The organism is Streptomyces sp. DF42 (assembly GCF_058267695.1).
In genome coordinates, this window is the sequence record NZ_CM177859.1 from 8,174,083 (window position 1) to 8,198,295 (window position 24,213).

21 protein-coding genes and 2 pseudogenes are annotated in these 24,213 nt (G+C 69.8%); 13 read left to right on the top strand and 10 right to left on the bottom strand.

The genetic code is table 11. The annotated features are described in order from the left end of the window. Window positions 1-130 precede the first annotated feature (130 nt). The 4 genes from ACYUED_RS37500 (at window position 131) to ACYUED_RS37515 (ending at window position 2,873) form a co-directional block, all read left to right on the top strand. A complete protein-coding gene (locus ACYUED_RS37500; RefSeq protein WP_046915476.1) occupies window positions 131-514 on the top strand; it encodes a carboxymuconolactone decarboxylase family protein in 384 nt (127 codons plus the stop codon). After that, window positions 507-1,436 carry an NAD(P)-dependent oxidoreductase gene (locus tag ACYUED_RS37505; RefSeq protein WP_046915477.1) on the top strand — a complete coding sequence of 310 codons (930 nt, stop codon included), beginning with the start codon at window positions 507-509 and terminating at the stop codon, window positions 1,434-1,436. The genes ACYUED_RS37500 and ACYUED_RS37505 overlap by 8 nt, the downstream gene beginning before the upstream one ends. Then, window positions 1,429-2,208, top strand: coding sequence for an N-acyl homoserine lactonase family protein (locus ACYUED_RS37510; RefSeq protein ID WP_189786275.1), 780 nt, complete (start codon window positions 1,429-1,431; stop codon window positions 2,206-2,208). The genes ACYUED_RS37505 and ACYUED_RS37510 overlap by 8 nt, the downstream gene beginning before the upstream one ends. 134 nt (window positions 2,209-2,342) lie before the next feature. Then, a complete protein-coding gene (locus ACYUED_RS37515; RefSeq protein ID WP_491288940.1) occupies window positions 2,343-2,873 on the top strand; it encodes a transposase family protein in 531 nt (176 codons plus the stop codon). A gap of 437 nt (window positions 2,874-3,310) precedes the next feature. On the opposite strand, the gene purU is transcribed toward ACYUED_RS37515, so the two are convergent. The 6 genes from purU to ACYUED_RS37545 form a co-directional block, all read right to left on the bottom strand. After that, window positions 3,311-4,168: a formyltetrahydrofolate deformylase gene (gene purU / locus ACYUED_RS37520; RefSeq protein WP_046915478.1), complete on the bottom strand. Its 858-nt coding sequence runs from the start codon at window positions 4,166-4,168 to the stop codon at window positions 3,311-3,313. Window positions 4,169-4,192: 24 nt separating this feature from the next. Next, complete coding sequence (locus ACYUED_RS37525) at window positions 4,193-5,455, bottom strand: aminomethyltransferase family protein (RefSeq protein WP_046915506.1); 1,263 nt, start codon at window positions 5,453-5,455, stop codon at window positions 4,193-4,195. A gap of 62 nt (window positions 5,456-5,517) precedes the next feature. Continuing rightward, window positions 5,518-6,549: an amidohydrolase family protein gene (locus ACYUED_RS37530; RefSeq protein WP_046915479.1), complete on the bottom strand. Its 1,032-nt coding sequence runs from the start codon at window positions 6,547-6,549 to the stop codon at window positions 5,518-5,520. After that, window positions 6,542-8,065, bottom strand: coding sequence for an aldehyde dehydrogenase family protein (locus ACYUED_RS37535; protein ID WP_046915480.1), 1,524 nt, complete (start codon window positions 8,063-8,065; stop codon window positions 6,542-6,544). The genes ACYUED_RS37530 and ACYUED_RS37535 overlap by 8 nt, the downstream gene beginning before the upstream one ends. Then, window positions 8,062-8,922: an alpha/beta hydrolase gene (locus tag ACYUED_RS37540; RefSeq protein WP_050399387.1), complete on the bottom strand. Its 861-nt coding sequence runs from the start codon at window positions 8,920-8,922 to the stop codon at window positions 8,062-8,064. The genes ACYUED_RS37535 and ACYUED_RS37540 overlap by 4 nt, the downstream gene beginning before the upstream one ends. Beyond that, entirely contained in the window at window positions 8,919-10,334 is a 1,416-nt protein-coding gene (locus ACYUED_RS37545) for a carotenoid oxygenase family protein (RefSeq protein ID WP_099970528.1), read from the bottom strand. Before ACYUED_RS37545 ends, ACYUED_RS37540 begins: the two co-directional genes overlap by 4 nt. Window positions 10,335-10,456: 122 nt before the next feature. On the opposite strand from ACYUED_RS37545, the gene ACYUED_RS37550 reads away from it, so the two are divergent. Continuing rightward, on the top strand, window positions 10,457-11,761 hold the full coding sequence (locus ACYUED_RS37550) for a PucR family transcriptional regulator (protein WP_159026152.1): 1,305 nt from the start codon (window positions 10,457-10,459) through the stop codon (window positions 11,759-11,761). Between the two features lie 32 nt (window positions 11,762-11,793). Continuing rightward, window positions 11,794-12,295, top strand: a pseudogene (locus tag ACYUED_RS37555) (M20/M25/M40 family metallo-hydrolase); the annotation flags it as partial. On the opposite strand, the pseudogene ACYUED_RS37560 reads toward ACYUED_RS37555, so the two are convergent. Then, window positions 12,271-12,533: pseudogene (locus ACYUED_RS37560) on the bottom strand (transposase family protein); the annotation flags it as partial. The pseudogenes ACYUED_RS37555 and ACYUED_RS37560 overlap by 25 nt on opposite strands. Before the next feature lie 470 nt (window positions 12,534-13,003). Continuing rightward, entirely contained in the window at window positions 13,004-13,816 is an 813-nt protein-coding gene (locus tag ACYUED_RS37565) for an IclR family transcriptional regulator domain-containing protein (protein WP_046915482.1), read from the bottom strand. 120 nt (window positions 13,817-13,936) lie between these two features. Between ACYUED_RS37565 and ACYUED_RS37570 the strand changes: the two genes are divergently transcribed. Genes ACYUED_RS37570 through ACYUED_RS37600 form a run of 7 tightly spaced genes read left to right on the top strand, consistent with a single transcriptional unit; the run spans window position 13,937 to window position 23,243 of the window. Next, window positions 13,937-16,012, top strand: a complete 2,076-nt coding sequence (locus ACYUED_RS37570) for an acetoacetate--CoA ligase (RefSeq protein ID WP_078907527.1) — start codon at window positions 13,937-13,939, stop codon at window positions 16,010-16,012. Window positions 16,013-16,071: 59 nt separating this feature from the next. Further along, window positions 16,072-17,892: a PEP-utilizing enzyme gene (locus tag ACYUED_RS37575; RefSeq protein ID WP_050399385.1), complete on the top strand. Its 1,821-nt coding sequence runs from the start codon at window positions 16,072-16,074 to the stop codon at window positions 17,890-17,892. Between the two features lie 17 nt (window positions 17,893-17,909). After that, entirely contained in the window at window positions 17,910-19,010 is a 1,101-nt protein-coding gene (locus ACYUED_RS37580) for a PEP/pyruvate-binding domain-containing protein (RefSeq protein WP_046915483.1), read from the top strand. Continuing rightward, a complete protein-coding gene (locus ACYUED_RS37585; RefSeq protein WP_046915484.1) occupies window positions 19,007-19,501 on the top strand; it encodes an acetyl-CoA carboxylase biotin carboxyl carrier protein in 495 nt (164 codons plus the stop codon). The genes ACYUED_RS37580 and ACYUED_RS37585 overlap by 4 nt, the downstream gene beginning before the upstream one ends. Then, the gene (locus ACYUED_RS37590) at window positions 19,498-20,862 is read left to right on the top strand and encodes an acetyl-CoA carboxylase biotin carboxylase subunit (protein WP_046915485.1); all 1,365 of its coding nucleotides are present in this window, start codon (window positions 19,498-19,500) and stop codon (window positions 20,860-20,862) included. The genes ACYUED_RS37585 and ACYUED_RS37590 overlap by 4 nt, the downstream gene beginning before the upstream one ends. Then, on the top strand, window positions 20,855-22,330 hold the full coding sequence (locus ACYUED_RS37595) for an acetyl-CoA carboxylase (protein ID WP_046915486.1): 1,476 nt from the start codon (window positions 20,855-20,857) through the stop codon (window positions 22,328-22,330). The genes ACYUED_RS37590 and ACYUED_RS37595 overlap by 8 nt, the downstream gene beginning before the upstream one ends. Beyond that, the gene (locus ACYUED_RS37600; RefSeq protein ID WP_046915487.1) at window positions 22,311-23,243 is read left to right on the top strand and encodes an HAD-IIA family hydrolase; all 933 of its coding nucleotides are present in this window, start codon (window positions 22,311-22,313) and stop codon (window positions 23,241-23,243) included. The genes ACYUED_RS37595 and ACYUED_RS37600 overlap by 20 nt, the downstream gene beginning before the upstream one ends. On the opposite strand, the gene ACYUED_RS37605 is transcribed toward ACYUED_RS37600, so the two are convergent. Further along, window positions 23,158-23,658, bottom strand: coding sequence for an IS5/IS1182 family transposase (locus ACYUED_RS37605; protein WP_050399384.1), 501 nt, complete (start codon window positions 23,656-23,658; stop codon window positions 23,158-23,160). The genes ACYUED_RS37600 and ACYUED_RS37605 overlap by 86 nt on opposite strands. Further along, window positions 23,655-24,164, bottom strand: a complete 510-nt coding sequence (locus ACYUED_RS37610; RefSeq protein ID WP_306790921.1) for a transposase — start codon at window positions 24,162-24,164, stop codon at window positions 23,655-23,657. Before ACYUED_RS37610 ends, ACYUED_RS37605 begins: the two co-directional genes overlap by 4 nt. Between the last annotated feature and the right edge of the window lie 49 nt (window positions 24,165-24,213).

A 24,213-nucleotide genomic window follows, 5' to 3' on the forward strand; every position in this document is an offset into this window, starting at 1 on the left:
AGCTGTCCGACAGCCGCTAGGTGACATCTTTCGCGCTTTGTCTGACAGCTGCTATCTGCTTTCAGTCCAGGTCTCGGTTATCGTGCTGCCATCGAACCGCTGACCGGAAGGCACTGGCGTGACTGCTCACATGGATACGACCGATCGGCTGGCCGCGGGTGACGCCATGCGGCGTCAAGTGCTCGGCGACGAGCACGTCAACCGCTCGCGCGCCAACGCGAGCCCCTTCAGCCGGCCGCTCCAGGACCTCGTCACCGAGTACTGCTGGGGAGCGGTCTGGACTCGTCCCGGCCTCGAACCGGCCACCCGGAGCCTGCTCAACATCGGGATGCTGACGGCGCTGGGCAAGCCCGACGAACTGCGGCTGCACGTACGCGGAGCGCTCAACAACGGCTGCACCGTGGAGCAGATCCAGGAAGTGCTGCTCCAGGCGGCCATCTACTGCGGGGTCCCGGCCGCGCTGGAGGCCTCGCGCGCCGCGCAGCAGGTCATCGCGGAGCTGGGAGATGAGTGAGTTGCCCGAGAAGACGCGGGCCGCCGCCCTTGCCGGACTCGGCAAGATGGGCGCCCCGATGGCCCGACGCCTGGTCTCGGCCGGCTACGCCGTCCACGGCTACGACGTCGACGAACGGCTCCGGGTCGCTCTCGCGGCGGACGGACTGACCCCGGTGGCGTCGGTCGACGAACTGGCGGACGCGGCCGAGGACATCATCCTGATGCTGCCCAACAGCGACATCGTGGACCAGGTCGCTGAGCGCATCGCCGCCGCCGTGCGGTCCGGCGCCCGCTGCAGGCGGATCATCGACATGAGCTCCTCCGAGCCGGGCCGCACACGCCGACTCGCCCCGCGTCTGGCCGAGTCGGGCATCGAACTCGTCGACGCGCCGGTCTCCGGCGGCGTCGGCGGTGCCGTGGCCGGCACGCTGACCCTCATGGTGGGTGGGACGGCGGAGCAGTACGAGCGGGTCCGGCCGCTCCTCGAACCGCTCGGTTCGTCGATCGTGCACGTCGGCCCAGTCGGTGCCGGACACGTCATCAAGGCGCTGAACAACCTGATGTCGGCGTGCAGCATGCTCATCACCGCAGAGGCCATGACCGTCGCGACACGCTTCGGCATGGACCCGGCCACCGCACTCGCCGTAGTCAACTCGGCGAGTGGTCGCAGCGGCTCCACCGAGGCCAAGTTTCCCAAGTTCGTGCTGACCGGGACCTTCGACTCCGGCTTCACCGCGGCGCTCATGGCGAAGGACGTCGGAATCGCCACTCTGCTCGGCAAGGACCTGGCCGTCGAGCTGCCGCTCGCCGAGGCGGTGCAGGCACGCTGGCGCGAACTGGCTGCCGAACTGGCGCCCGATGCCGACCACACAGAGATCGTCCGCCCGCTGGAGGCACGTCACGGTGTCAGCATCCGCGCCGCCTCGCACGTCGGTGACTGACTCCTGGGAGGCCTTCGCCGTCCGCTTCGGCCGTCACAGGCTGCGGCGGAGCGCCTTCTACCTGAACTACGCCGGATACGGCGAGCCCGACGACGACGTCACGATGGACTACTACTTCTGGGTAATCCGTGGCCCCGCCGGAACCATCGTGGTCGACACCGGCTTCGCCCCCGAGGTAGGCAGGCGTCGGGGACGCGAGGTCCTGGCCGATCCGATGGAACTGCTGGGCCGACTCGGCGTGGACGCGTCGACGGTGCGCACGGTGGTCGTGACGCATGCCCACTACGACCACATCGGCAACCTCGCCCGCTTCCCCTCCGCCGAGGTGGTGATGAGCCGCCGCGAACACGAGTTCTGGCAGGGGCCGTTCGCGGTCCGGGGGCACTTCGCGATCCCCACGGAGACCGCGGAACTCCGCCATCTCTCGAGTCTGCGCACGACGGGCAGGCTGACCCTCGTCGAGGAGACGTATCAACTGGCTCCGGGCGTCGAGCTTTTGGAGGTCGGCGGACACACTCCCGGCCAGCTCGTCGTCCTGGTGCGCGGGGCGGGCGGCACCGTGGCGCTGGCTTCCGACGCGATCCACACGTACGAGGAGTACGAACGGGACCGTCCCTTCGGGATCGTGGCCGACGTGCCCGCGATGTACCGGGCCTACGACCGCATCCGGGAGCTGGAACAGCAGGGCGTCAGGGTCGTGGCCGGCCACGACCCTGACGTCATGACCCGCTTCACTCCCTACTTCACGGACACCGTCTGCCGCCTGCTCTAGAGGACCGGGATATCGCGGATGACTTGCACCGTGAGTGTGCTCGCCGAGTTCGCCAAGGCCTCGGTGTCCCGACTGTCCGAACCGGTTGATAGGCGACTGCCCGAGCGCCAAGCGGGGCGGCGAGGTTGTCCTGATTGACGGCACCCTGGTGGCCACCGTGCGCCGCAGCGGAACGCGACAACCGGCCCAACTACTCGGGAACGCACCGAGGTCACGGCCTGCACTTCCTCGCGCTGACCGACGAGCAGGGCCGCCTGAACTGGATCTTCGCGGCCCGCCCCGGACACACCCACGACATCACCGCCGCTCGCCTCGACCCCATCCTCAAACACCTGCGGGCCGCTGGCCTCGGCGCCCTGGCCGACCTCGGCTTCCTCGACCTGGATGACAACACCGACGCCCCGGTCGTCGTCACCGCCTACAAGGCCACCCGCGCGCGCAAGCTCACCGACGGTCAGAAGGACGCCAACCGGCTCCTGGCCGCCGGTCGCGCTCCCGTCGAGCACATCTTCGCCGACGTCAAGGCGAGTCACACGCTCACCAAGCTCGGCACCGACCCCGCCCGCGCCACCGACCTCCTGCGCGCGCTCCTCTTACTGACGCACCTCGAGATCAACTTACGACCGGTGATCGAGAGCGTCGGCAGCCGCCCGCGATCTGCGTGAATACGCCACCCGCCTCACCTGCAACGTCACGATGGCGGAGCCCCGGAGTTCTCGACGCGTCGGGCTCGGCGCCTCCTGGGGTGCCGCCTCTGATGGTGATGCACGTCGTCGTCACCGTCGCAGCAGTCGTCAGTTTCGCTCGGATGCTCCCGGTGTCCCGCACTACGATGCGAGCTGGCAGGCGGTCGCATCACGGGCGTCGGCCACGACGGCCGGGTCCGCGGGGAACTCCCACGTCGCGACGTTCTCCGGCGGCACCGCGCCCGTGTGGGATAGCAGCAAGGCGATGTCGTCCCGAGGCGGATGGTCGCCGACGTCGCACGGAGGAGACCTTCCACCGCCTCTGCCAGGAGCACGGCTGCACCGCGTTGCCGTTGCTCGGAGGCCAGGACGGACTGTTGCGGGCGCTGCTCCAGGCGGCGCCCGCAACGGAACCGTCAGTCCGGAAAGACCACGGTCGTACGTCCGTTGAGGAGCACTCGGCTCTCCAGATGATGGCGGACAGCCCTGGCCAGCACGCGCCGCTCGATGTCCCGCCCCTTGCGGACCAGTTGCTCGGGCGTGTCCCGGTGGGTGACGGGCTCGACGTCCTGGGCGATGATCGGGCCCTCATCTAGGTCGCCGGTGACGTAGTGCGCTGTCGCCCCGATCAGCTTCACCCCGCGCTCGTACGCCTGGTGGTAGGGCTTGGCGCCCTTGAAGCCCGGCAGGAACGAGTGGTGGATGTTGATGCAGCGGCCTGCCAGGCTGGCGGACAGCTCGTCCGACAGGATCTGCATGTAGCGGGCGAGGACCACGAGGTCGACCTCATACTCGTCGACGATCGCGAGCAGTTTGGCTTCCTGCTCCGGCTTGTTCTCCTTGGTCACCGGCAGGTGATGGAACGGGACGTCGGACAGGTCGATGTGCTGGTAGACCTCGCGGGGATGGTTGGACACCACGCCGACCACATCCATCGGCAACTCGCCGATACGCCACCGGTAGAGCAGGTCCGCGAGGCAGTGATCGAGCTTCGAGGCCATGATGAGGACCCGCATACGGGACCGGTCCCCGGTCACCGACCAAGTGGCTGCCAGCTGGGTGAGACCGTCGGAGACGTTCTCCCGGACGGTGGTTTCGGTCACTCCGGCCGGGACGGTGAAGGCGAGTCGGCAGAAGAACCGGCCGGTGAGCTGATCGTTGAAGTGGCTGGCCTCCTGGATGTTGCCGCCGATCGCGGCGAGGCCCGTGGTGACCCGGCTGACGATGCCGGGCCGGTCGTCGCAGGCGAACTTTAGAGTGAAAGCGGTGGCCATGACGGTCGCCGTTCCTTTCCGGGGTCACGCTTGATGCAGGTCGGCGCGGCGCCGGTCGGGCTTGTAGGGCGCGGCGGCGACGGTCGCCCGGATCGCCTTCTGCGGTCCGCCGGGCTCTCCCCAGTGGACGGTGACCTCGGTGCCTGGCTCGCTGTGCGCGACGTCGACAGTGCATAGCGAGAGCATTTGCCGGTAGTAGTAGCTGTAGCCGCGGGAGGTGGCGATCCCAACGAGGTCGTCGCCGGCGGTGACCTTGTCCGCCCACATGAAGCCGCGCTGGTCACGGGGCATGTCCATGAACGGGTAGTGCTCGCCCGGTCGGAACATCGACGCGAAGACGTCCGCCACGTCGTTGCCGTTCCACACCAGGGTCCGCATGACGCGCCGGGGCGCGGCCTTCTCCGCCTCCAGCGCCTCGCGGCCCAGGAAGTCGTGGTCGAAGTTGATGTTGCGGGCCCAGCCCAGCTCCACAGGGCTGCGGTAGTAGTCGCTGATCTCGGCGCCGTCGTAGGAACCGGCGATGTAGGCCGGCTGCGCGAAGGACGGCATGGAGGAGGTGAAGAACTCGCGGTAGCTCTTCATGTCCTCGTCGAAGATGGCAGGGATGTAGTCGGTGGCGATGGTCGGGAAGCACGCCTCCAGGTGGTTGATCATGGTGGCGCGGGCACCGAGCTTGCGGATCCCGAACTCCTGGCCGGCCTCGAGGATGGCGTCGTAGACGTCCTGTTTGGCGGCCATGGGGCCCTGGAGCTCGAAGCCGATTTCCCCGGCCATGCCTTGCCGCAGCGCGTACAACTCGTGGTCGGCGATCTTCAGGGAGTTGACCCACATGAACTTGGTCTCGCGCAGGTTCGATGAGCCCGAGACCTTTTCGAGGAGCTTCACCGAATTGGGGCCGGAGACCTGGAGGATGAACCAGTCGTCCCGCTCCACCTTGACGTCGTAGTCGGTCGTGCCCAGGTAGTTGCGGACCCAGAAGCCACCGCGGCCGTGCAGCATGAACTCCTCGTCGCCGAAGCGGGTGAGGATGCCCTCGTGGATGACCTTGCCGTCCTGGTTGGTGTGGATGGCGTGCTTGGACTGGCCGAGGGCGAAGTTCGCGAGGGTGTTGACGGTGATGTCGCCGAGCATGGTGAGCGCGTCGGGGCCGGTGATCCGGTGCTGCCACAGGAACGACCAGTCCCCGATGTAGCAGGCGTCCTTCCAGGACATGCTCTCGTCGAGCCAGTCGGTGTACTCGGGCTGTCCGAACCGGCTCCAGGCGTAGCCCTCCGGTGGAGTGCGCATGCTGCTGACGGTGTATTTCATGTCGTCCCTTGGAATTGGTGCGGGCTCCGGGCGTTCTGGGCTCAGCGGAGCTGGAAGAGATCCTCGGCGGTGGTCTGGAAGAAGGCCTTCAGCCCGGCGGTGCCGAGCGGGAGGTCGTCCTGGGCGGTGACCTCGTCCGGGGCGTACTGGTACGGGTAGTCCATGGCGTACAGCACCCGGCCGGCTCCGAGGACTTCGCGGCAGAACATGATCGCGGGGGCCCAGGGCATGCCGCTGGTGGTGACCCAGACGTTCTCCCGCAGGTAGTCGCTGACCTTGCGCTGGAGAGGCTTGATGACGGGGTAGCGCTTGGCGCGGACGGTGGCCTCGTGCATGTAGTCCAGGCGGTAGAGCCAGAACGGCAGGGCTTCGCCGAGGTGTCCGACGACGATCTTGAGGCGTGGGAAGCGGTCGAAGACGCCGGAAGTGATGATGCGCAGCAGGTGCATGCCTGTCTCGACGGTGAAGCCGTAGATCGCGCCGTCCAGACCCGCCTCCAGCAGCGGCCCGATCATCGCGGGGGAAGGCGTGTTGGGGTGAAGGTAGATCGGGGTGTCGTGGGCCTCGGCCGCCTCGAAGATGGGCCAGAACTTGGGGTCGTCCAAGTACTCGCCGTGGGTGTGCGAGTTGATGATGACGCCCTTCAGCCCCAGGTCACGATGGCCGCGTTCGATCTCGCGGGCGGCGTGCTCCGGGTCCTGTGGGGCGACGGCGGTGAGGCCGCTGAAGCGGTCGGGGTGGCTGCGGATCGCCTCGGCGAGCCGGTTGTTGGCGAGTTCGGCGATGGCGACCGCCTCGGACCGCGGCAGGATCTGCGTGCCGGGGGAGGTGAGCGAGATGACCTGGCGGTCGACGCCCGCGGCGTCCATGTCGGCCAGCCGTCGCTCGCCGAGGTCGGGGAGGCGTTCGAGGATGAAGTCGGTGCGTGCGCTGCGATGGTTGACGTAGAAGCCCATCAGGCTGTCGAAGCCCGGGTCGCCGTGATCGTTCCGCTTGATCATGTCCCGCCACAGATCGATGAGTTCCGGCGGAGCGAACGCCTCCTCGGTGGCGATGCGTGCGTAGTCAGGCATGGTCGTCGGCTCCTTCCGCGGCGCGCAGCAGGGTGTTCCAGTGGTCGGTGCCGGGCAGCAGCGACGGGTCGTCGTAGGTGACCACGGCCTGCTGTTCCATGCACTCCAGGACGGAGGTCAGGCCGTGGGTGCGGCCGATGCCGCTGTGCTTGATGCCGCCGAACGGCACGGACATCGGCGAGGCGCCTACGCGATGGACGTTGACGAAGGCGGTCCCGGCCTCCAGGCAGCGGGCCAGTGCCCAGGCGCGGTCGGTGTCGGCGGACCAGACGGACGCGGCCAGGCCGTATTCGGTCGAGTTGGCCAGCCGGACGGCTTCCTCCTCGTCGTCGAAGGGCAGGATCGGCACGATGGGCCCGAACTGCTCCTCGGTGACCAGCGGCGCGTCGGGAGCGATGTCCGTGACGACGCTCGGGAGGATGAAGTAGCCCTCGTTCCAGCCGACGGGGTCCAACTGCTCGCCGACGACGGTGACCTTGGCGCCGGCGGCCGCGGTGGCGTCGCGCAGGGCGAGCACGCGGTGGTACTGGGCACGGGTGGTGACCGGCCCGATGGTGGCCCGGGGGTCGCTGCCCTCGCCCACCCGGATCCGCGAGACCAACTCCGTGAACCCGTCGGTGAATTCGGCGAGGCGGCTGCGGTGGACGTAGATCCGCTTAACGTTGTAGCAGATCTGCCCGCTGAGGCCGAACACGCCGGCGACCAGCTCGCGGAGCATCGCCTCGTCGATGACCGCGTCGTGCAGAACCAACGCCGGGTCGTTTCCGCCGAGTTCGAGCGTGACGTTCTTGATGGTCGGCGCGGCGGACGCCAGCACTCGGGACCCGGTCGCGACCGAGCCGGTGAACATCAGCCGCCGCACGGCGGGATGTTCGGACAGCGCGGCACCTGCGTCCGGGCCGAGCCCGGGTACGCGGCCGACGACTCCGGACGGGAGGGCGTCGGCGAGTACCGCGACGGCCCGGCTCAGGGCCAGCGGAGCCTCCTCCGGCGGCTTGACGATCACCGGGTTGCCCGCCATCAGGGCCGGGCCGATCGACATGAACGCCAGGAACACCGGGGTGTTCCACGGCGCGATGACCCCGACCGGGCCCATCGGCACATGCCGGGTCACCGCGCGGCCCGGCCAAGGGAGTTCGGCCGGTTCCTCGGCGGCGGCGATGTCCTCGGCCAGCCCCGCGAAGTACCGCAGCAGCCGGGGCGCGCCGCCCGCGTCGCCGTACGACTCGTGCAGCACCTTGCCCACCTCGCGGGTGAGCAGCGCGGCCAGCTCGGGAACCTCGGCCTCCAGCGCGTCGGCGGCCTTCACCAGGTACGCGGCACGCTCGGCCGGGCTCAGCGCGGCCCAGCCGGGGAAGGCGGACGCCGCCGCGCGGGCCGCGAGGTCGATCTCCCCGGCCCCGCCCAGGGCGAACTCGCCGACGACCTCGCTGATCCGCGCCGGATTGAGCACCGGCGCGAACCCGGTGGTGACCTCCTCGCCGCCGACCAGGACGGATGCGCGGATCGCGCTCATGCGGTGCTCCTCACGGCGTATTCCTCGATGAACCGCAGCAGCGGCTCGCCGAGCGGGGCGTCGTCGACGCCGAGGGCGACGATCTCGGAGATGTGGTTGTGGCCCGTGACGTGCACGAAGGAGGAGACGAAGTCCCGTACCGCCTCGGCCTGGGCATGGAAGTCCGGGGGGTCGAGCTCGGCCACACAGGCCAGCAGCGGGATGGCGCAGTCACGCAGCCCGGGCAGCGCCTCGCGGGCGGGGAGTTCGGCGGGATCGGAGCCGTAGTAGGAGCGCAGCAGTTCGTTCTGCCGGAGCTCACGCAGGTCGTAGATGCCCGACAGCAGGCCGGCCGCGGCCACCCGGGGTCGCGTACCGCCGTGGCAGGCCAGGTATCCGGCCACGTGGGCGGCTCCCGCAGAGTGCCCGACGAGCACGATCCGCTCCGGATCGCCCCCGTGCTCCGCGATGTTCGCCCGCACCCAGGCCACCGCGTCGGCGACGTCCTGCGCCCCGGCGGGCCATCGGTGCTCCGGGGCGAGCCGGTAGTTCATGGTCACGGCGACGAGCCCGCGGTCCGCCGCCCAGCGGCCGATATGGCGGTAGAACGGGAAACCGGCGGTGTCCTTGTCCCCGGCGACGAAGCCGCCGCCGGGCGCGAACAGCAGCACCGGCGCGCCGGCCGGCGGCTCGAACGCCCGATGGACGTCGAGCCGCTGCCTCGGATGAGTGCCGTACGACTCGTCGGTGACGACCACCGGTGCGTCGTAGCCGCGTTCCCGGTGGTCTCGCGCGAACAATGCCCACATGCCCTGGATCAGCTCCGGGGTCACCTCGGCGGGCGTGCTCCGGATGACCGCCTCATGACGGGTGGTCACTTGCCCTCCAGGTCCTCGTCGGGCACCCAGTTGCCGTGGAAGCCCAGCGGTACGCGCTGCGGGATGTGGATGCGGGCGACCGGGCCGCCCGACAGGTCCTGGGAGTGCAGGATCAGGACCTCGGCGTTGCCGTTGGCGAGGTCGGAGACGTAGGTCATCAGCCAGCCGTCGTCCTCCGCCGAATCGGCGGTCCGCGGCACGAAGACGGCCTCCATGCCGAAGCGGCCGGGTCCGTAGGTGTACGACTCGGAGGTGCCGCGCAGCAGGTCCTGTTTGAGCAGGGCACTGTCGGCGTTCTTGGCGCGCGAGGAGAAGTAGCCGTAGCGGTGTTCACCCACACCGATGAGCCGCTCGTCCAGGCGGGGCATCTCCTGCGGGGTGTCGTCGAGCCGCCTGACCGTGCAGCGACCGGTGGCCGGGTCGAGGAAGTAGCGGTCCAGTCGGGACGGTGTGTCCGTGGGACCGGTGGGGTCGGTGTGGAAGAGACGCTCGTTGCTGCACACGTCGACCGCGACCCGTCCGTCCGGCAGGTCGAAGGCGCCGAGGATGTGGAAGACGGCGGCCGGTTCCGTCTCGCACCACACGACCTGGTCGGCGCTGCCCTCTCGGGGCAGCAGGGCCCAGGCCGGACGGTGGTCGAAGTCCCACGCGTAGGGGAAGTCGTAGCCCTTCTCCAGCATGCCCGGATGGGCCTGGACGGGGCCGTTGTAGAAGACGCAGTAACGCGAGCTGAGCGCCATGTCGTGGATGATCGGACGGCCTTCGAGCGGCACGTCCACCGTCCTGCGGACCCGGCCGGCGATGTCCAGCACCACGTACTGGGCGAAGTTCCAGTCCCAGCGGTAGGCCACACCGTGCAGTTCGCCGGTGGTGGCGTCGCGGTGCGGGTGACCGGTCCAGGCGCCGTTCCACGTGTTCTCGAAGTTGGAGCGGGCGATCGTCTCCAGCTCGTACGTCAGCTCATAGGGGAGCTGTCCGCCCTCCATGAACGCGAACGTGTGGCCGCCCTGGGAGAGGACGTTGGTGTTGGCCGTCTGCCGCACCACATAGGCCGGACCCGGGGCGGGGGCCTCCGGGCCGGGGGTCTTCGGCCAGCCGCGGCTGGCGGTGACCTGGTCGTCGCGTACAAAGCGATTGCGGTACCACTCGGCACGGCCGTCCCGGAGACGGACCCCGTGCACCATGCCGTTGCCGGAGAACCAGTTGTACGTCACCGGGTCCTCGGGGTCGATCGGATTGGGGCCGACCCTCAGCAGGCGGCCGTTCAGCTCGGCCGGGATCGTGCCCGTCACCTTCAGGTCATGAACGGTGATCTCCTGGTCGACCGGGGCGAACGGCCCCTTCAGGAACTGGTTGCCTGGCTGCTGGGAGCCGGCCCCGGCGGTGGGGCGCTGCGGTTCGGTGCTCGTCATCAGGGGGACGCCTTCCGTACGTCTGCGGTGCGCTCCCGATCGTCGAGCCGGGTACCGGCCCGGTCACTGGGCCGGGAATCCAAAAACGCGAAGGCCCGTGTATGTTTCGTACAATCACGACTGTGTTGGTGGCCAGAGCGCAATTCCTGTCGGGGCTCGTCCTCGGGTTGTCCGCACCACCGGGCGACGAGCCCGCCTGCGACGCGGCGGTGACCGAGCCGGTGGTGGCGGAGCTCGGACCCGCACCGGTCCGGTGGGCGGTGGCACTGGCCCGCCAGGCGATGGGCGAGGTGCTCCCGAACATTCCCGAGGAGCGGCGCATGCCGCTCGCCTCCCGGCTGGCGCCCGCGATCGAGAACATGGTGCTGGAACTCCTGCTGACCCTCGGCGGCCGGGCCAGGAGCTTCTCGCTCAACGCGGGCGAGGTGGCCATCACCGCCTACCTGGCGGGAGAGGGGATCTCCTACGAGAGGATCGTCGAAGGGCTGCGGATCGTACGGCGGGTGTGCACGGGGGCCCTGCTGGACGAGGCCGAGGCCCTGCTGCCGGCCTCGCGTCGCGCGCCGGTGACACGGGAACTGACCGAAGTGGTTAATGACTTCTTCGACAAGACGACCGACGCGATCACCATCGAGCACCTCGGCCAGAGCCGGCGGCTCCTCGCCCGCAGGCTGGCCGACCAGCGGGGTGTGATCCGCTCGCTGCTGGACGGCGAGAGCGTGGACGCCGCCACGGCCGGCCGGGTCCTGGAGAAGGACCTGACGGCTCACCACCTGGGCCTGGTGGCCTGGCTCGGAAAGCCGGCGTCCCGGGCCGGTGCGCGCCCCGAAGACGCCCGGCACCTGCTCGAAAAAGCCCTGCATTCCGCCGCCGTGGCGCTGCATGCCGCCGACCTGCTCAGTGTCGAGGCGGACGCCACCACGCTCTGGGCGTGGGCCACCTCGCCCCGCCCGCTGGACGCCGGCGCGCTGACCATGGCGTGCGTCGACGGCGCTACCGGCGTCCGGCTCGCGGTCGGCCGCAGCGCCCGCGGCCCGGCCGGTTTCCGGCGCACACACCTCGCCGCGCTCGACGCCCGGCGCGCGGCCCTTCGGTCCCGCCCATCCGAGCCGGTGACCCGTTACGACGAGGTGGCCCTGATCTCCCTTTCATCCACCGACTCCGAACGCGCCGCCTGGTTCGTCACGGAGGAGCTGGGCGCCCTCGCCGCCCCTGACCGCGCCACGGCCGACCTGCGCTCCACCCTGCTCGCCTACCTCGACCGGGGCAGCAGCCTCGTGCGGGCCGCCGAGGCGCTGCACGTCCACCGCAACACGGTGGTCTACCGGCTGCGCCGGGCCGAGGAACTGCTGGGACGGACGGCCGCCGAACGGACCCTGGAGACCCACCTCGCGCTGCGGCTGGCAGTGGCCGGACACCCGTCCTGACAGGAGAGGCGACTGTACGATCGTGAAGCCAGAGTGCCGCGGAGTCCGAGCTGCAGCACATCCTGGCCCGGCACCTGGAGCGGCTGGATCTCGATGTCGACCTGTGGTCCATGAACCTGCCCGAGCTGCGTGCGCACCCCCGCTTCCCGGGCGGCGAAGCCCCACGCACGGAGGCATGGGGCCTGGTGGGAGGCACGCAGCAGCAGGGCGACGGGCCGATCCTGGTTGTTCAGGGCCATGTCGACGGTCTCCCTCCCGGGGACTTGGCGCAATGGGAGGGAGACCCCTTCCGTCCTCAGGTCGGCGCAGACGTGGTGCATGGCCGGGGAGCGTGCGACATGAAGGCCAGCGTGGTGGCTATCCTCGCAGCCCTGGCCGCGATACGCAGCGCGGGCGCGAAGCTGCGCGGCCAGGTGGCCGCGCACTTCGTCGTCAGCGAGGAGGACGGACTCGGAGCGTTCGGCACCCTCGAACGAGGCCACACCGGTGACGCCTGCATCATCACGGAACCGACCAGCGGCACCCTCATGACCGGGGACGACGAGGCCGGTGTTGATGTAGGCGCCGTCACCCAGCACGGTGACGCCCCGGCACTGCTCCGGCAGGCCGGAGTTGCGCCACACGTGGGCGTCGGCCTTGTTGCCGGGGCGGGGCGAGCCACGGCCACGACCAGGCGGGTGTCGGCGTCGATGATGACCTGCACGTTTGCGGAGAACCGGTAGTTGCGGCGCGAGGCACCGACCTTGCGGTAGCGCACCGGGACAAGCGTGCCGGGGTCCTGTCCCCGAGGGGTGGACAGGTCCCATCAGAACAGCCACGATCGGGCCCTGACCTGCAAAATCACGACCTCGTGCAACACGCTTTAGGGTGACCCTAGAGCGCCGAGCTCAGCGAGCGGCACGAGGATCCGATATGATGCTCGGTCGACGCGGACCTGCGGTGAGATCGAGGACGACCGCGCCCGTGACAGGGTGCTGCTGCTGTTCGGGGCGCAGCAGCGGATCGACATCGCCGCCAGGCTGCCCGCCGACCCGGTCCGGACGGGCCGGAGTGTCACGGACATCGCCTACGCGGTCGGCGTCAAGGACACCTCACACTTCGCCCGCGCCTCAAAGAGCCGCACTGCGTCAGCCCGCGTGAGTGTCGCAGGGACCACTCGGCTGCTCCACAGAGGCCTGGCGCATAGCCGTTCCGGTGGCTGGTGGAGACTGGAAGACGGCGGATGGTCTCTTTTCCTCATCTTCAGATCTCGTCGCCGCCGGGCCCGTGTCGCTGCGGGACGGCCGCCGAAGCCCGCTCTTCGATCCGGTGCACTGCGGCCCGCAGGTCGTCCAGGTGGCGCCGCGCCACTTCCTGCGCGGACATGACCGTCTTGCGCCAGGTCACGTTGACGCATCCCAGGACCTCCCCGTGCAGGCGGATCGGTACGGCGATCGAGTTGCGACCGTCGAAGTCGTACTCCGGTGCGCGCACGCTGTATCCGCGGGACCGGGTGGTCGCCAGCAGACGCCGCAGCCAGCCCGGGTCGTGGGCGTATGCGTTGCCCGGAGCGTCGTGCTCGCGCAGGCGGCGCAGGACCGCCTCCCGCTCCCGCTCGGCGCAGAAGGCGATGTAGGCCCGGCCCGAGGCGCCGAGCAGCATGTGCGAACGGAAACCGATGGGCGCGACGGGGACCACCTCGTCGAAGTACGCCTTGGGGCTGTTGGTGTCGATCGTCTCCATGTAGTCCAGCCGGGGCACGGTCAGCACCGACGGCCACATCACGCGCTCGCATAGCTCCTCCAGGACCGACGACGCCAGCTCGCCGAGCCACTCGACGTCGTTGTACGGGGCCCTCTGGGGTCTGAGGCTTGCGACGAACGCCCCGTCGGCGAGCCGCTGCCAGACCAGGCCCTGCTGGTTGCAGGTATGGAGGATGCGGATCAGGGTGGCTTTGGGGATGCCGGTGACCTGGTGCAGGTCGTGCAGGCTGGCGGCACGCATCTCCTCCAGGGCCTTCAGCACCTGTAGGCCACGCTCGAGAGAGCTGATCGTTTTCACCTGGTACTGCCGCATGAGACGACCCTCACCTGCGGAGATGGAGAGCGGATTTCACCAGGTGAAAAGCTAGCAGGGAACTGTTGCTCGCGTCCCGGCTCGTCGGGGACCGTTCCTCCACTGACGCGAGGAGGCGACATGACCGTCGAGGCAGCAGGGGGCTTCCCTGCCACTGGTCGGGCACACGGCGCAGCCGGCAGGGCCGCCGTGGTGGCCGAAGGCGAGCTGCTGTGGACGCCCGGCCCGCGGCAGGTCGCGGAGGCCAATGTCACGCGGTTCGCGGACTGGCTGTCCCGGGAACGGGGGCTGCGGTTCGACGGCTACGACGAGCTGTGGAACTGGTCCGTCACCGACCTGGGGGGATTCTGGGGCGCCCTGTGGGACTACTTCGGCATTCGGTCGACGGCCCCGTACTCCTCGGTGCTCGACGGCCGGGACATGCCGGGGGCGCGGTGGTTTCCCGGGGCGCGGCTGAACTACGCCGAGCACGTCCTGCGCAACGAACGGTCGGGTGCCGACGCCGTGGTGTTCGGCTCCGAGAGCGCCGCTCCCGTCGGCCTTCCGTGGGAGGACTTCGCGGGCCGGGTACGCATCCTGGCGACCCGGCTGCGCGCGCTCGGCGTACGCCCCGGCGACCGGGTCTGCGGATATCTGCCGAACGTGCCCCAGGCCGCGATCGCGATGCTCGCGACGACGGCCGTCGGGGCCGTATGGGCGAGCGCTTCCCCCGACTTCGGGTCGCGAGGCGTCATCGACCGGTTCGGCCAGCTCAGGCCGAAGGTCCTCTTCTGCGTCGACGGCTACCGCTACGGCGGAAAGACCTTCGACCGCCGGAACGAGGTGCGCCGCATCGCCGACGCGCTTCCCGGCCTGGAGCAGGTGATCCACCTTCCCGTCCTCGACGACGGGGACGACGAGCCGCTGGCCGTCGGCGGCCTGCGCTGGGACGAGGTCCTCGACCACCCGCCCGTTCCCGCCGAAGACTTCGAATTCGAGCACGTCCCCTTCGACCACCCGCTGTGGGTGCTCTTCTCCTCCGGTACGACGGGACTGCCCAAGGCGATCATCCACGGGCACGGCGGCATCCTGCTGGAGCAGCTGAAGCTGCAGACCTTCCACATGGACCTGCGCGAGGGCGACCGGCCGCTCTTCTTCACCACCACCGGCTGGATGATGTGGAACTTCCTGATCAGCTCCCTGCTGGTCGGCGCCTGCCCAGTGCTCTACGACGGCAACCCCGCCCACCCGGAGCCGGACGTGCTGTGGCGGATCGCGCAGGACACCCGGACCACCTTCTTCGGCGCCAGCCCCGCCTACGTCGACCTCATGACCAAGGCCGGCATCGTCCCCGGCGAACGCTACGACCTGTCCGCCCTGCGCACGGTCATGCCCGCCGGCTCACCAGTGTCGCCCCAGTGCACCGCCTGGTTCTACGGCAACGTCAAGGCGGACCTGTGGATCGCCACCGGCAGCGGCGGCACCGACTGCTGCACCGGCTTCGTCGGCGGAGTGCCCACCCTGCCCGTGTACGCCGGCGAGATGCAGGCCCGCTCGCTGGGTGTCGCCGCGTACGCCTACGACGAACACGGCCGCCAGGTCGTGGACGAGGTCGGCGAGCTCGTGATCACGGAGCCGCTGCCGTCCATGCCGGTCACGTTCTGGGGCCCGGACGGGGACGAGCGATACCGCCGCGCATACTTCGAGGACTACCCGGGCGCCTGGCGACACGGCGACTTCTTCAAGGTCAACGCACGCGGCGGCTGCTTCGTACTCGGCCGCGCCGACGCCACCCTCAACCGGCAGGGCGTTCGCATCGGCACCGCGGAGATCTACCGGGTCGTCGAAGCCCTCGACCAGGTCACGGGAGCTCTGGTGGTCAGCCTCGACCTGCCGGACGAGAAGTTCTTCATGCCGCTGTTCGTCGCCCTGACCGACGGCGTCACCCTCGACGCCGGCCTCCAGCAGACGATCCGGGACCGACTCCGCCGCGAGTACAGCCCCCGCCACGTACCGGACCGCATCATCCAGGTCCCGGCCGTCCCGACCACCCTGACCGGCAAGAAGCTCGAGGTACCGGCGCGCCGCATCCTGCTCGGCACCCCCGTCGAACAGGCGGCCGACCCCAGCACGGTCGCCGACCCGCGTGCGCTCGATGCCCTCGCCCGCTACGCCCGTACCCAGCGCGACTACCCCCTGGCCACCGCCACCGTCTGAGCCGCACCACCCTCGGATCCCCGCTCCCTACGCCTGAGCCGCACACCCTGGAGAGCCCCGTGAACGATGCCAGACCCGCCCCCCTCTTCCCACTGCCCTCGGAACTGACCGACGTCGCGGGAGCCGAAGGCTGGGCGTCGATGTACCCGTACTACACCCGGTTCCAGCCCGGGGACGACCAGCGGTTCTGGTTCTACAACGCGATGCACTTCCCCGAGCCCATGCCCGCGTTCGACGCCATCACTGCCGAGGCGCCCTACACCGCTATCGGCGCGAACACCGCGCGCATGTTCGTCTTCCCCACCACGCTCGGCATCGAGCACCGCATCGTCAACGGCCGGGTCTACATCACCGCCAATCCGGTCACCGACCCCGAGGAGATCCAGCACAGGCTCGCAGAGTTCAGTGAGCGGGCGGGGTACTACTACGAGAACTGGGACGACCTCTACCAGGGCTGGGTCGCCCGCATCACCGCGCTGATCGACGAGGTGCAACGGATCGAGGTGCCCCGGCTGCCCGAGTTCGAGGACCCGGAGGTCGTGTTCCAGGCCAAGGGTGTGGCCCAGAACCACTACGTCCGGGAGAACTACCACCGGCTGATCGACCTGTACTCCAAGATGTGGCACCACCACTCCGAGTTCCTGATGCTCGGCTACGGCGCCTACGTCGTGTTCTTCGAGTTCTGCAAGACGTCGTTCCCGGAGATCCCCGACCAGGACGTGGCCCGCATGGTCGCGGGGATCGACGTCATCCTCTACCGCCCGGACGACGAGCTGAAGAAGCTGGCGAAGCTGGCGGTCGAGTACGGCGTCGACGATCTCTTCGTCGAGGGCTGCGAGCCGGACAAGGTGCTGGCCGCGCTCGCCGCCCGCGGGGACGGCGGCCGGAGCTGGCTGGAGGCGATGGACGCCGTGCGCGAGCCGTGGTTCAACATGTCGACCGGCGCCGGTTTCTACCATCACCACCGCAGCTGGAACGACGACCTCACGGTGCCGTTCGCGGCGCTGCCCGGCTATGTCGACCAGGCCAGGAGGGGCGAGCTGCTCGACCGCCCCACCGAACAGCTCACGGCCGAGCGCGAGCGCATCGCCCAGGAGTATCGCTCCCTGCTGGCCGGAGAGGAGGAGCAGGCCGCCTTCGACCAGATGCTGGGCCTGGCCCGGGTGGTCTTCCCCTTCGTCGAGGACCACAACTTCTACTGCGAGCACTACTTCACCACCAAGTTCTTCGCCAAGGTCCGCGAGTTCGGTGAGCTGCTCCATGACCACGGGGTCCTGGCCGACGCCGAGGACGTCTTCCAGCTGAACCACACCGAGGTCGGCCAGGCCCTGACCGACGTGATGCTCGCCTGGGCGGCCGGGAGCAAGCCGGTGGGCTCGGCACACGTGCGCGAGACGGTCGCCGAGCGCAAGCGGATGCTGGAAGCCCTCGCGGGCTGGTCCCCGCCGCCCGCGCTGGGCCCCGTCCCCGAGGTACTCAACGACCCGGCGGTCCGCATGCTGTGGGGCATCACCGCCGAGACCATCCAGGCCTGGTCCACACCGACCGCGGACGGCGATCACGAGGTGCGCGGCTTCGCCGCCTCGCCGGGCGTCGTCGAGGGCACCGCCCGGGTGCTGCTCAGCGCCAACGACATCGGCCAGGTACGGGAGGGCGAGGTGCTGGTCTGTCCGGTGACCGCGCCCAGCTGGGGCCCGGTCTTCGGCAAGATCGCGGCCGCCGTCTCGGACATCGGCGGCACCATGTCGCACGCGGCGATCGTGGCCCGCGAGTACGGACTGCCCGCCGTCGTCGGCACCGGCCACGCCACCAAGCGGATCACCACCGGCCAGCGGCTGCGCGTGGACGGCGACCGCGGCATCGTCACCATCCTCGACTGAGCCTGGGGAGCACGACAATGAACACCTCACCCCATGTCCACCGGTTCGCAGAACTGCGGCTGACGGACCGGCCCACGGTCGGCGGCAAGGGCGCCAGCCTCGGCGAACTCACCTTCGCCGGCGCGCCCGTACCGCCCGGCTACGTCGTCACCACCACGGCCTTCGAAGCCTTCCTCGCCACCCTCGACCCGGACGGCGAGATCCGCACCGCCATCGAGGCGCTGGACTCCGAGGACACCGAGGCGATCACCCGCGTGGTCACACCCGTCAGGGAGCGCATCGAGGCGGCCGAACTGCCCGAAGAGGTGGCGGCGGCGATCCGCGGCCGCTACCGCGACCTGGACAGCGAGTCCGACACCCCGGGTGAGCCCGCCCCCGTCGCCGTACGCTCCAGCGCCACCAGCGAAGACGCGGAGGACGCCAGCTTCGCCGGCCTCCAGGACACCTACCTGTGGGTGCGCGGCGAGGACTCCCTCGTCGAGAACGTCCGCCGCTGCTGGGCCAGCCTCTACAGCGTCGAATCGGTCAGCTACAGGCGTCGCCTCGGCCTGCCGGAACACGACCTCGCCATGGCCGTCGTCGTCCAGCGCATGATCGACCCGCGCTGCGCTGGCGTCATGTTCACCCGCAGCCCGCTCACCGGGGACCGCTCGGTCGTCGCCCTGGAAGCGTCCTGGGGCCTGGGGTCCGCTCTCGTCAGCGGTGACGTGACACCCGACAAGTACGTGGTCAGCAAGGTGACCGGGGACATCTGCTCCCGTACCGTCTCGGCGAAGCTGCGACAGCACCGGATGGACCCCAGCGGCTCCGGTGTGCTGGAGGAGGACGTACCGGAATACCTCCGGGACGAACCCTGCCTGTCCGACGAGGAGATCCACGAACTCGTACGGCTCGGCCGGCAGGTCGAGTCCCACTACGGGGCACCGCAGGACATCGAGTGGGCGATCTCCCGCAACCTCGTACCCGGCCACAACATCTACCTGCTCCAAAGCCGTCCCGAGACCGTCTGGGCGAGCAGGGAGAAGGCCCCGGTGGCCTCGCCGAAGGCCAGGGCGTTCGACCACGTGCTGTCGCTGCTCGGCGGCGCGGGCTCCGGCCCCGGTGGGAGTACGAAGTGAACCTGACCGGCGAGGACGTCCAGGACATCCTGCGGATCATCGACGGCATGGAGGTCGACCGCCTCCATCTGCGCACGGGTCGGTTCGAACTGTCGCTTTGCCGTGGCGACGACGGCGCGTGGACACAGTCCGCGCGCACGACAGCCGAACCGGTGCTGGTCGATGGCCGTGAAGTACCCGCGGTCCAGGGCGTGGCAGCTGCGGACGAGCAGACTGAGCCCGCCCGCGAGGGTCTGACCGGGGTCCGTACACCTTTGCCCGGTGCCTTCTACCGGGCGCCGAAACCCGGCGCGGCCCCCTTCGTCGAGATCGGGGACGAGGTCACCGAGACCACGGTCGTCGGGATCGTCGAGACGATGAAACTGATGAACTCCGTGTACGCGGAGGCCTCCGGCACGGTGGCCGAAATCGTCTTGGGCGACGGAGAGTTCGCCGAGCAGGGTGCCGTGCTCATGTTCATCGACACACAGGCGGCAGGAGCGGCGCCGTGATCCTGCGACGCGTTCTGATCGCCAACCGGGGTGAAATCGCCCTGCGCATCATCCGTACGTGCAGGCGGCTCGGCATCGAGGCGGTGCTCGCCGCCTCCGACGCCGACCTCGACTCCGTACCGGCACGGCTGGCCGACCGGGTGGTGCGCCTCGGCCCCGCCCCGCCCTCGGCCAGCTACCTGGACGTGGACGCCGTCCTCACGGCGGCGAAAACCGCCGGCGCCGACGCCATCCATCCCGGGTACGGCTTCCTCTCCGAGAACCAGCGGCTGGCCCGGGCCTGCACCGAGGCCGGCATCGTCTTCATCGGCCCCACGGTGGAACAACTCGCCGCAGTGGGCGACAAGTTGGAGGCCCGTCGGCATGCCGTGGCGGCCGGGCTGCCCGTGGTACCCGGCGGGCCGCTTGCGGACACCGCCGACGCGGCCCGGCTTGCCGCGGAGATCGGCTACCCCCTGCTGATCAAGGCGGTCGGCGGGGGCGGCGGCCGGGGCATGAAGCAGGTGCACGATCCGGCGGACCTGGCCGCCACCGTCGACCTGGCCGTCGCCGAGGCGGGCGCCGCCTTCGGTGACCCCCGCGTCTACCTCGAACGCTTCGTCGCCACCGGGCGGCATGTGGAGGTCCAGCTCATCGCGGACGGCGAGAACGTCGTCCACCTCGGCACCCGCGACTGCTCCGTGCAGCGCCGCTACCAGAAGCTGATCGAAGAGGCGCCCGCGCCCGCTCTCGACCCGGTCCTGCGCGAGGAGATGCACCGTGCCGCGGTGGCCCTCGGCAAGCATCTGGAGTACCGGGGCCTGGGCACGGTCGAGTTCCTGGTCGACGTCGACCGGGGCACCTTCTACTTCCTGGAGATGAACGCCCGCATCCAGGTCGAGCACCCGGTCACCGAGGCCATCACCGGACTCGATCTCGTCGCGGAGCAACTCGCCGTCGCCGAGGGGCGATCGCTCTCCTTCGGACAGGCGGACGTGTGCTTCACGGGACACGCCATCGAGTGCCGGATCAACGCCGAGGACTGGGCCCGCGACTTCCGGCCAAGCCCCGGCACTGTGACCGAGGCGGTCTGGCCACTCGGTGACGGCATCCGGATCGACACACACCTCCAGGCGGGCGCGAGCGTACCGCCGTACTACGACTCGCTGCTCGCGAAACTGATCGTCCACGGCCGGGACCGCGCCGACGCGCTGGCACGGCTGCGCGCCGCACTGGCCCGGTGTGCGGTCGCCGGGGTCAGCACCAACATCCCGCTGCACCATGAGGTGCTGGCACAGGCCGAGTTCGCCGAGGGTGGCGTGGACACCGCCTGGTTCACCCGCTTTCTGCGGGACCTTCCAGTAGGGAGCAGCCGTGGCTGACATCCAGCTCGTCGACGTGTCGCTGCGCGACGGCAACCAGAGCCTGTGGAGCGCCACCGGACTCGACACCGGCAAGATCCTCCAGATCGCGCCGGTCCTGGACCGGGTCGGCTTCCGCGCCCTCGACTACACCTCCAGCACCCACATGGGCATGGCGGTGCGCACCCACCGCGAGGACCCGTGGGAGCGGATACGGCTGACGCACCGCGCCATGCCCAACACCCCTCTGCAGTTCATCGGCACCGGGCTGCGCTTCATCTCCTGGGAGGTCGCCCATCCCGAGTTCATGCAACTGGTCTACGACCGGCTGGTGGTGAACGGCGTCACCCGGTACGTCGTCCTGGACCCCATGCACGACATGGACGCCGTACGCGAGTCCGCCCGCATGATCCGAGCAGCTGGGGCCACCGAGGTCGTCGGAGCACTGACCTTCACGGTCAGCGACGTCCACGACGACGCCCACTACGCCTCGCTCGCGGCGCAGATGGCCGCCTGCCCGGACATCGACCGGGTCTACATCAAGGATCCTGGGGGGCTGCTGACGTCGGAACGCGCCGCCACACTGATCCCGGCAGTCCTGGGCAACCTCGCCGGCACACCGCTGGAGCTGCACTCCCACTGCACGATCGGTCTGCCGGGCCTGACCTACCTCAAGGCCGCCGACCTGGGCGTACAGGCCCTGCAGGTGGCCTGCGGGGCCCTCGCGGGCGGCACGTCCCTGCCCAACGCCCAGCAGGTCGTGGCCAATCTGCGCGAAATCGGCCACACCGTGGACGTCGACGACCGGCTGCTGGGCGTGGTCGCCGACTACTTCGACCGTTTGGCGGCGGCCGAGGGGCTGCCCGTCGGTGGCCCCCGGGACTACGACGCCGCGTTCATGCGCCACCAGGTCGCAGGCGGCGTCATGACCACCCTGCACCGGCAGCTCGACGAACTCGGTTTCAGCGACCGCTTCGACGCGGTCATCGAGGAGGTGACCCGCGTCCGCGCCGAACTCGGCCACCCCATCATGGTCACCCCGTTCCCGCAGATGGTGTGCACCCAGGCCCTCTACAACGTCATCGGCACCGAACGCTACGAGAACGTCTCCGACCCGGTGATCCGGTACGTGCTGGGCCGCTTCGGCCGCCCCACCGCCCCCGTGGACCCGCAGGTCGCCGAGCGCATCCTGGGCCGGCCACGAGCGAAGGAACTCGCCGCCGAACCGCCCCCGCCCACCGTCGCAGAACTGCGCCGGCGCCTCCCGCGCGGCATCAGCGACGAGGAACTGCTCCTACGGGCCACCATGCCCGCCGAGCAGGTGGACGCCATGGTGGCCGCCGAACCGGCCCGACGGCACTACAACCCCGACGTCAAACCGGTGCTCGACCTGCTCCAAGGCCTACGGACACGCCCGGCGACACCCGAACTGATTCTCGACCGGCCCGACTTCCGACTGGAGCTGCACCGTGACCGCCGACCCGTCTGACGAGGCTGCCGCCTGCGCAACCGCCGAAACGGCTGATGAGATCGACGACCTGACTGGCCCTCTGGGGGCCGTCCGGGGCGTCGTCTTCGACATGGATGGCACGCTGGTCCTGGGCGACCGACGCAACCACCGGCTCACTCCCCTCCCCGGAGCCCTGGAAGTCACGGCCGACCTCACCGCCCGCGGCCTGCCCTGGGTCACCTTCACCAACGGCACCACGCGCACTCCGTCGGCCTACGCCGAGACGCTGCGCCGCATCGGGTTCGACCTGCCGGACGACGCCATGCTCACTCCGGCGACCAGCGCCGTCGACCACTTCCTGGCCATGGGACACCGCAGCGCGCTGGTGCTCGGCGGCGACGGCCTGAAGGAGCCGCTTCGCCAAGCCGGCATCGAGATCGTCGGGCCCCAGGGCAAGCCGGAAGCCGACGCCGTGCTCGTCGGCTGGTACCGCGAGTTCACGATGGACGACCTGGAAGCCGCCTGCCACGCCGTCTTCGCAGGCGCCACCCTGTACAGCAGCTCACAGTCGGTGTTCTTCGCCAGCGCCGACGGTCGAGCACTGGGCACGTCCCGGGCCATCTGCGCCATGATCAGCAGTGTCACGGGCGTCACCGAACAGGTCGTGGGCAAGCCCTCACTCACCGGCCTGCGTTGCGCCGCGCGCCGACTGGGCGTCGCCCCGCAACACCTCGCCGTCGTCGGAGACGACCCGGAACTGGAGATGGCGATGGCCCGGCGTGCCGGGGCTCTCGGCATCGCGGTGACCACCGGCATCCACGCGGCGAACCACTTCGCCACGCTGCCCACGGAGCAGCGCCCGCATCTCACCGTCGAGGGTGTGGGCGGGCTGACCACCCTGTTGCCCGCCCTGAACTCCCACCCCATCGAGAACGGACCCGTACCGACATGACCACCACGACCGCCTCCCTGCGACCGAGCGCCCATCCCGGAGTCCTTTGGGCGAAGAGGCGCTCGACGATCCACCGCCTGGGCAGCACCACGAAGCCTCGCATGTCGTCGCTGCGCTTGACGATCGCCAGGACCAGGGCGAACGCGGCCAGGCAGTGCTCGACGAGGCTGCCGGTGTAGCCGCCGTCTGCCCAGACGAGGGCCAACCGGTGGTGCGCGTCGGCCACGTGCTCAAGCAGGACCTTCGCGGCGGTGCGGTCGCCGACATCCGCGGCGGTGACCACCACTGCCAGGAGCAGGCCGAGGGTGTCGAGCACGACGTGCCGCTTGCGCCCGTTGACCAGCTTGCCGCCGTCGAAGCCACGGCTGTCCGATCCGACGACGGCATCCGCCTTGACCGACTGCGAGTCGATCACCGCGGCCGTCGGCTCCGCATCCCGGCCCAGCCGCTCTCGGACCCGGGCGCGCAGCCGGTCGTGGAACTCCCTGACCAGACCATGGTCACGCCAGCGACGGAAGAACGCATAGACCCGCTCCCACAGCGGGAAGTCCCGGGCATCGCCCGCGACTTGATCCCGTTGTCCACGAGATACCGGATCGCATCGAGCATCGCCCGGTGGCAGTACGCCTCCGGCTGGCCGCCCCGCCCCCGCAGCCAGCCTGGCACCGGCAGCAGCGGCCGGACCACGGCCCACTCCGCGTCCGTCATGTCCGAGGGATACCGCCGAACACGTTCCTGATGATCGGCCGCATTCCCGAACCGGTGAGCGACACAATCACACGTCGGTGCAGCCGAGTTGAACTCCACCGGCGCGATGAGGTGCCCAGGAGCGCGCCTGCCAGCCTGGGATTCGCCGAACCAGCTTCCTGGGCCAACCGGACAGCGAGGCGAACTCGCGCCCTGACCTGCCCCTGCGGGCATGTGACTTGCTGATCGGTGGGCCGACCGGGAAACGACATCGACGGCTTCC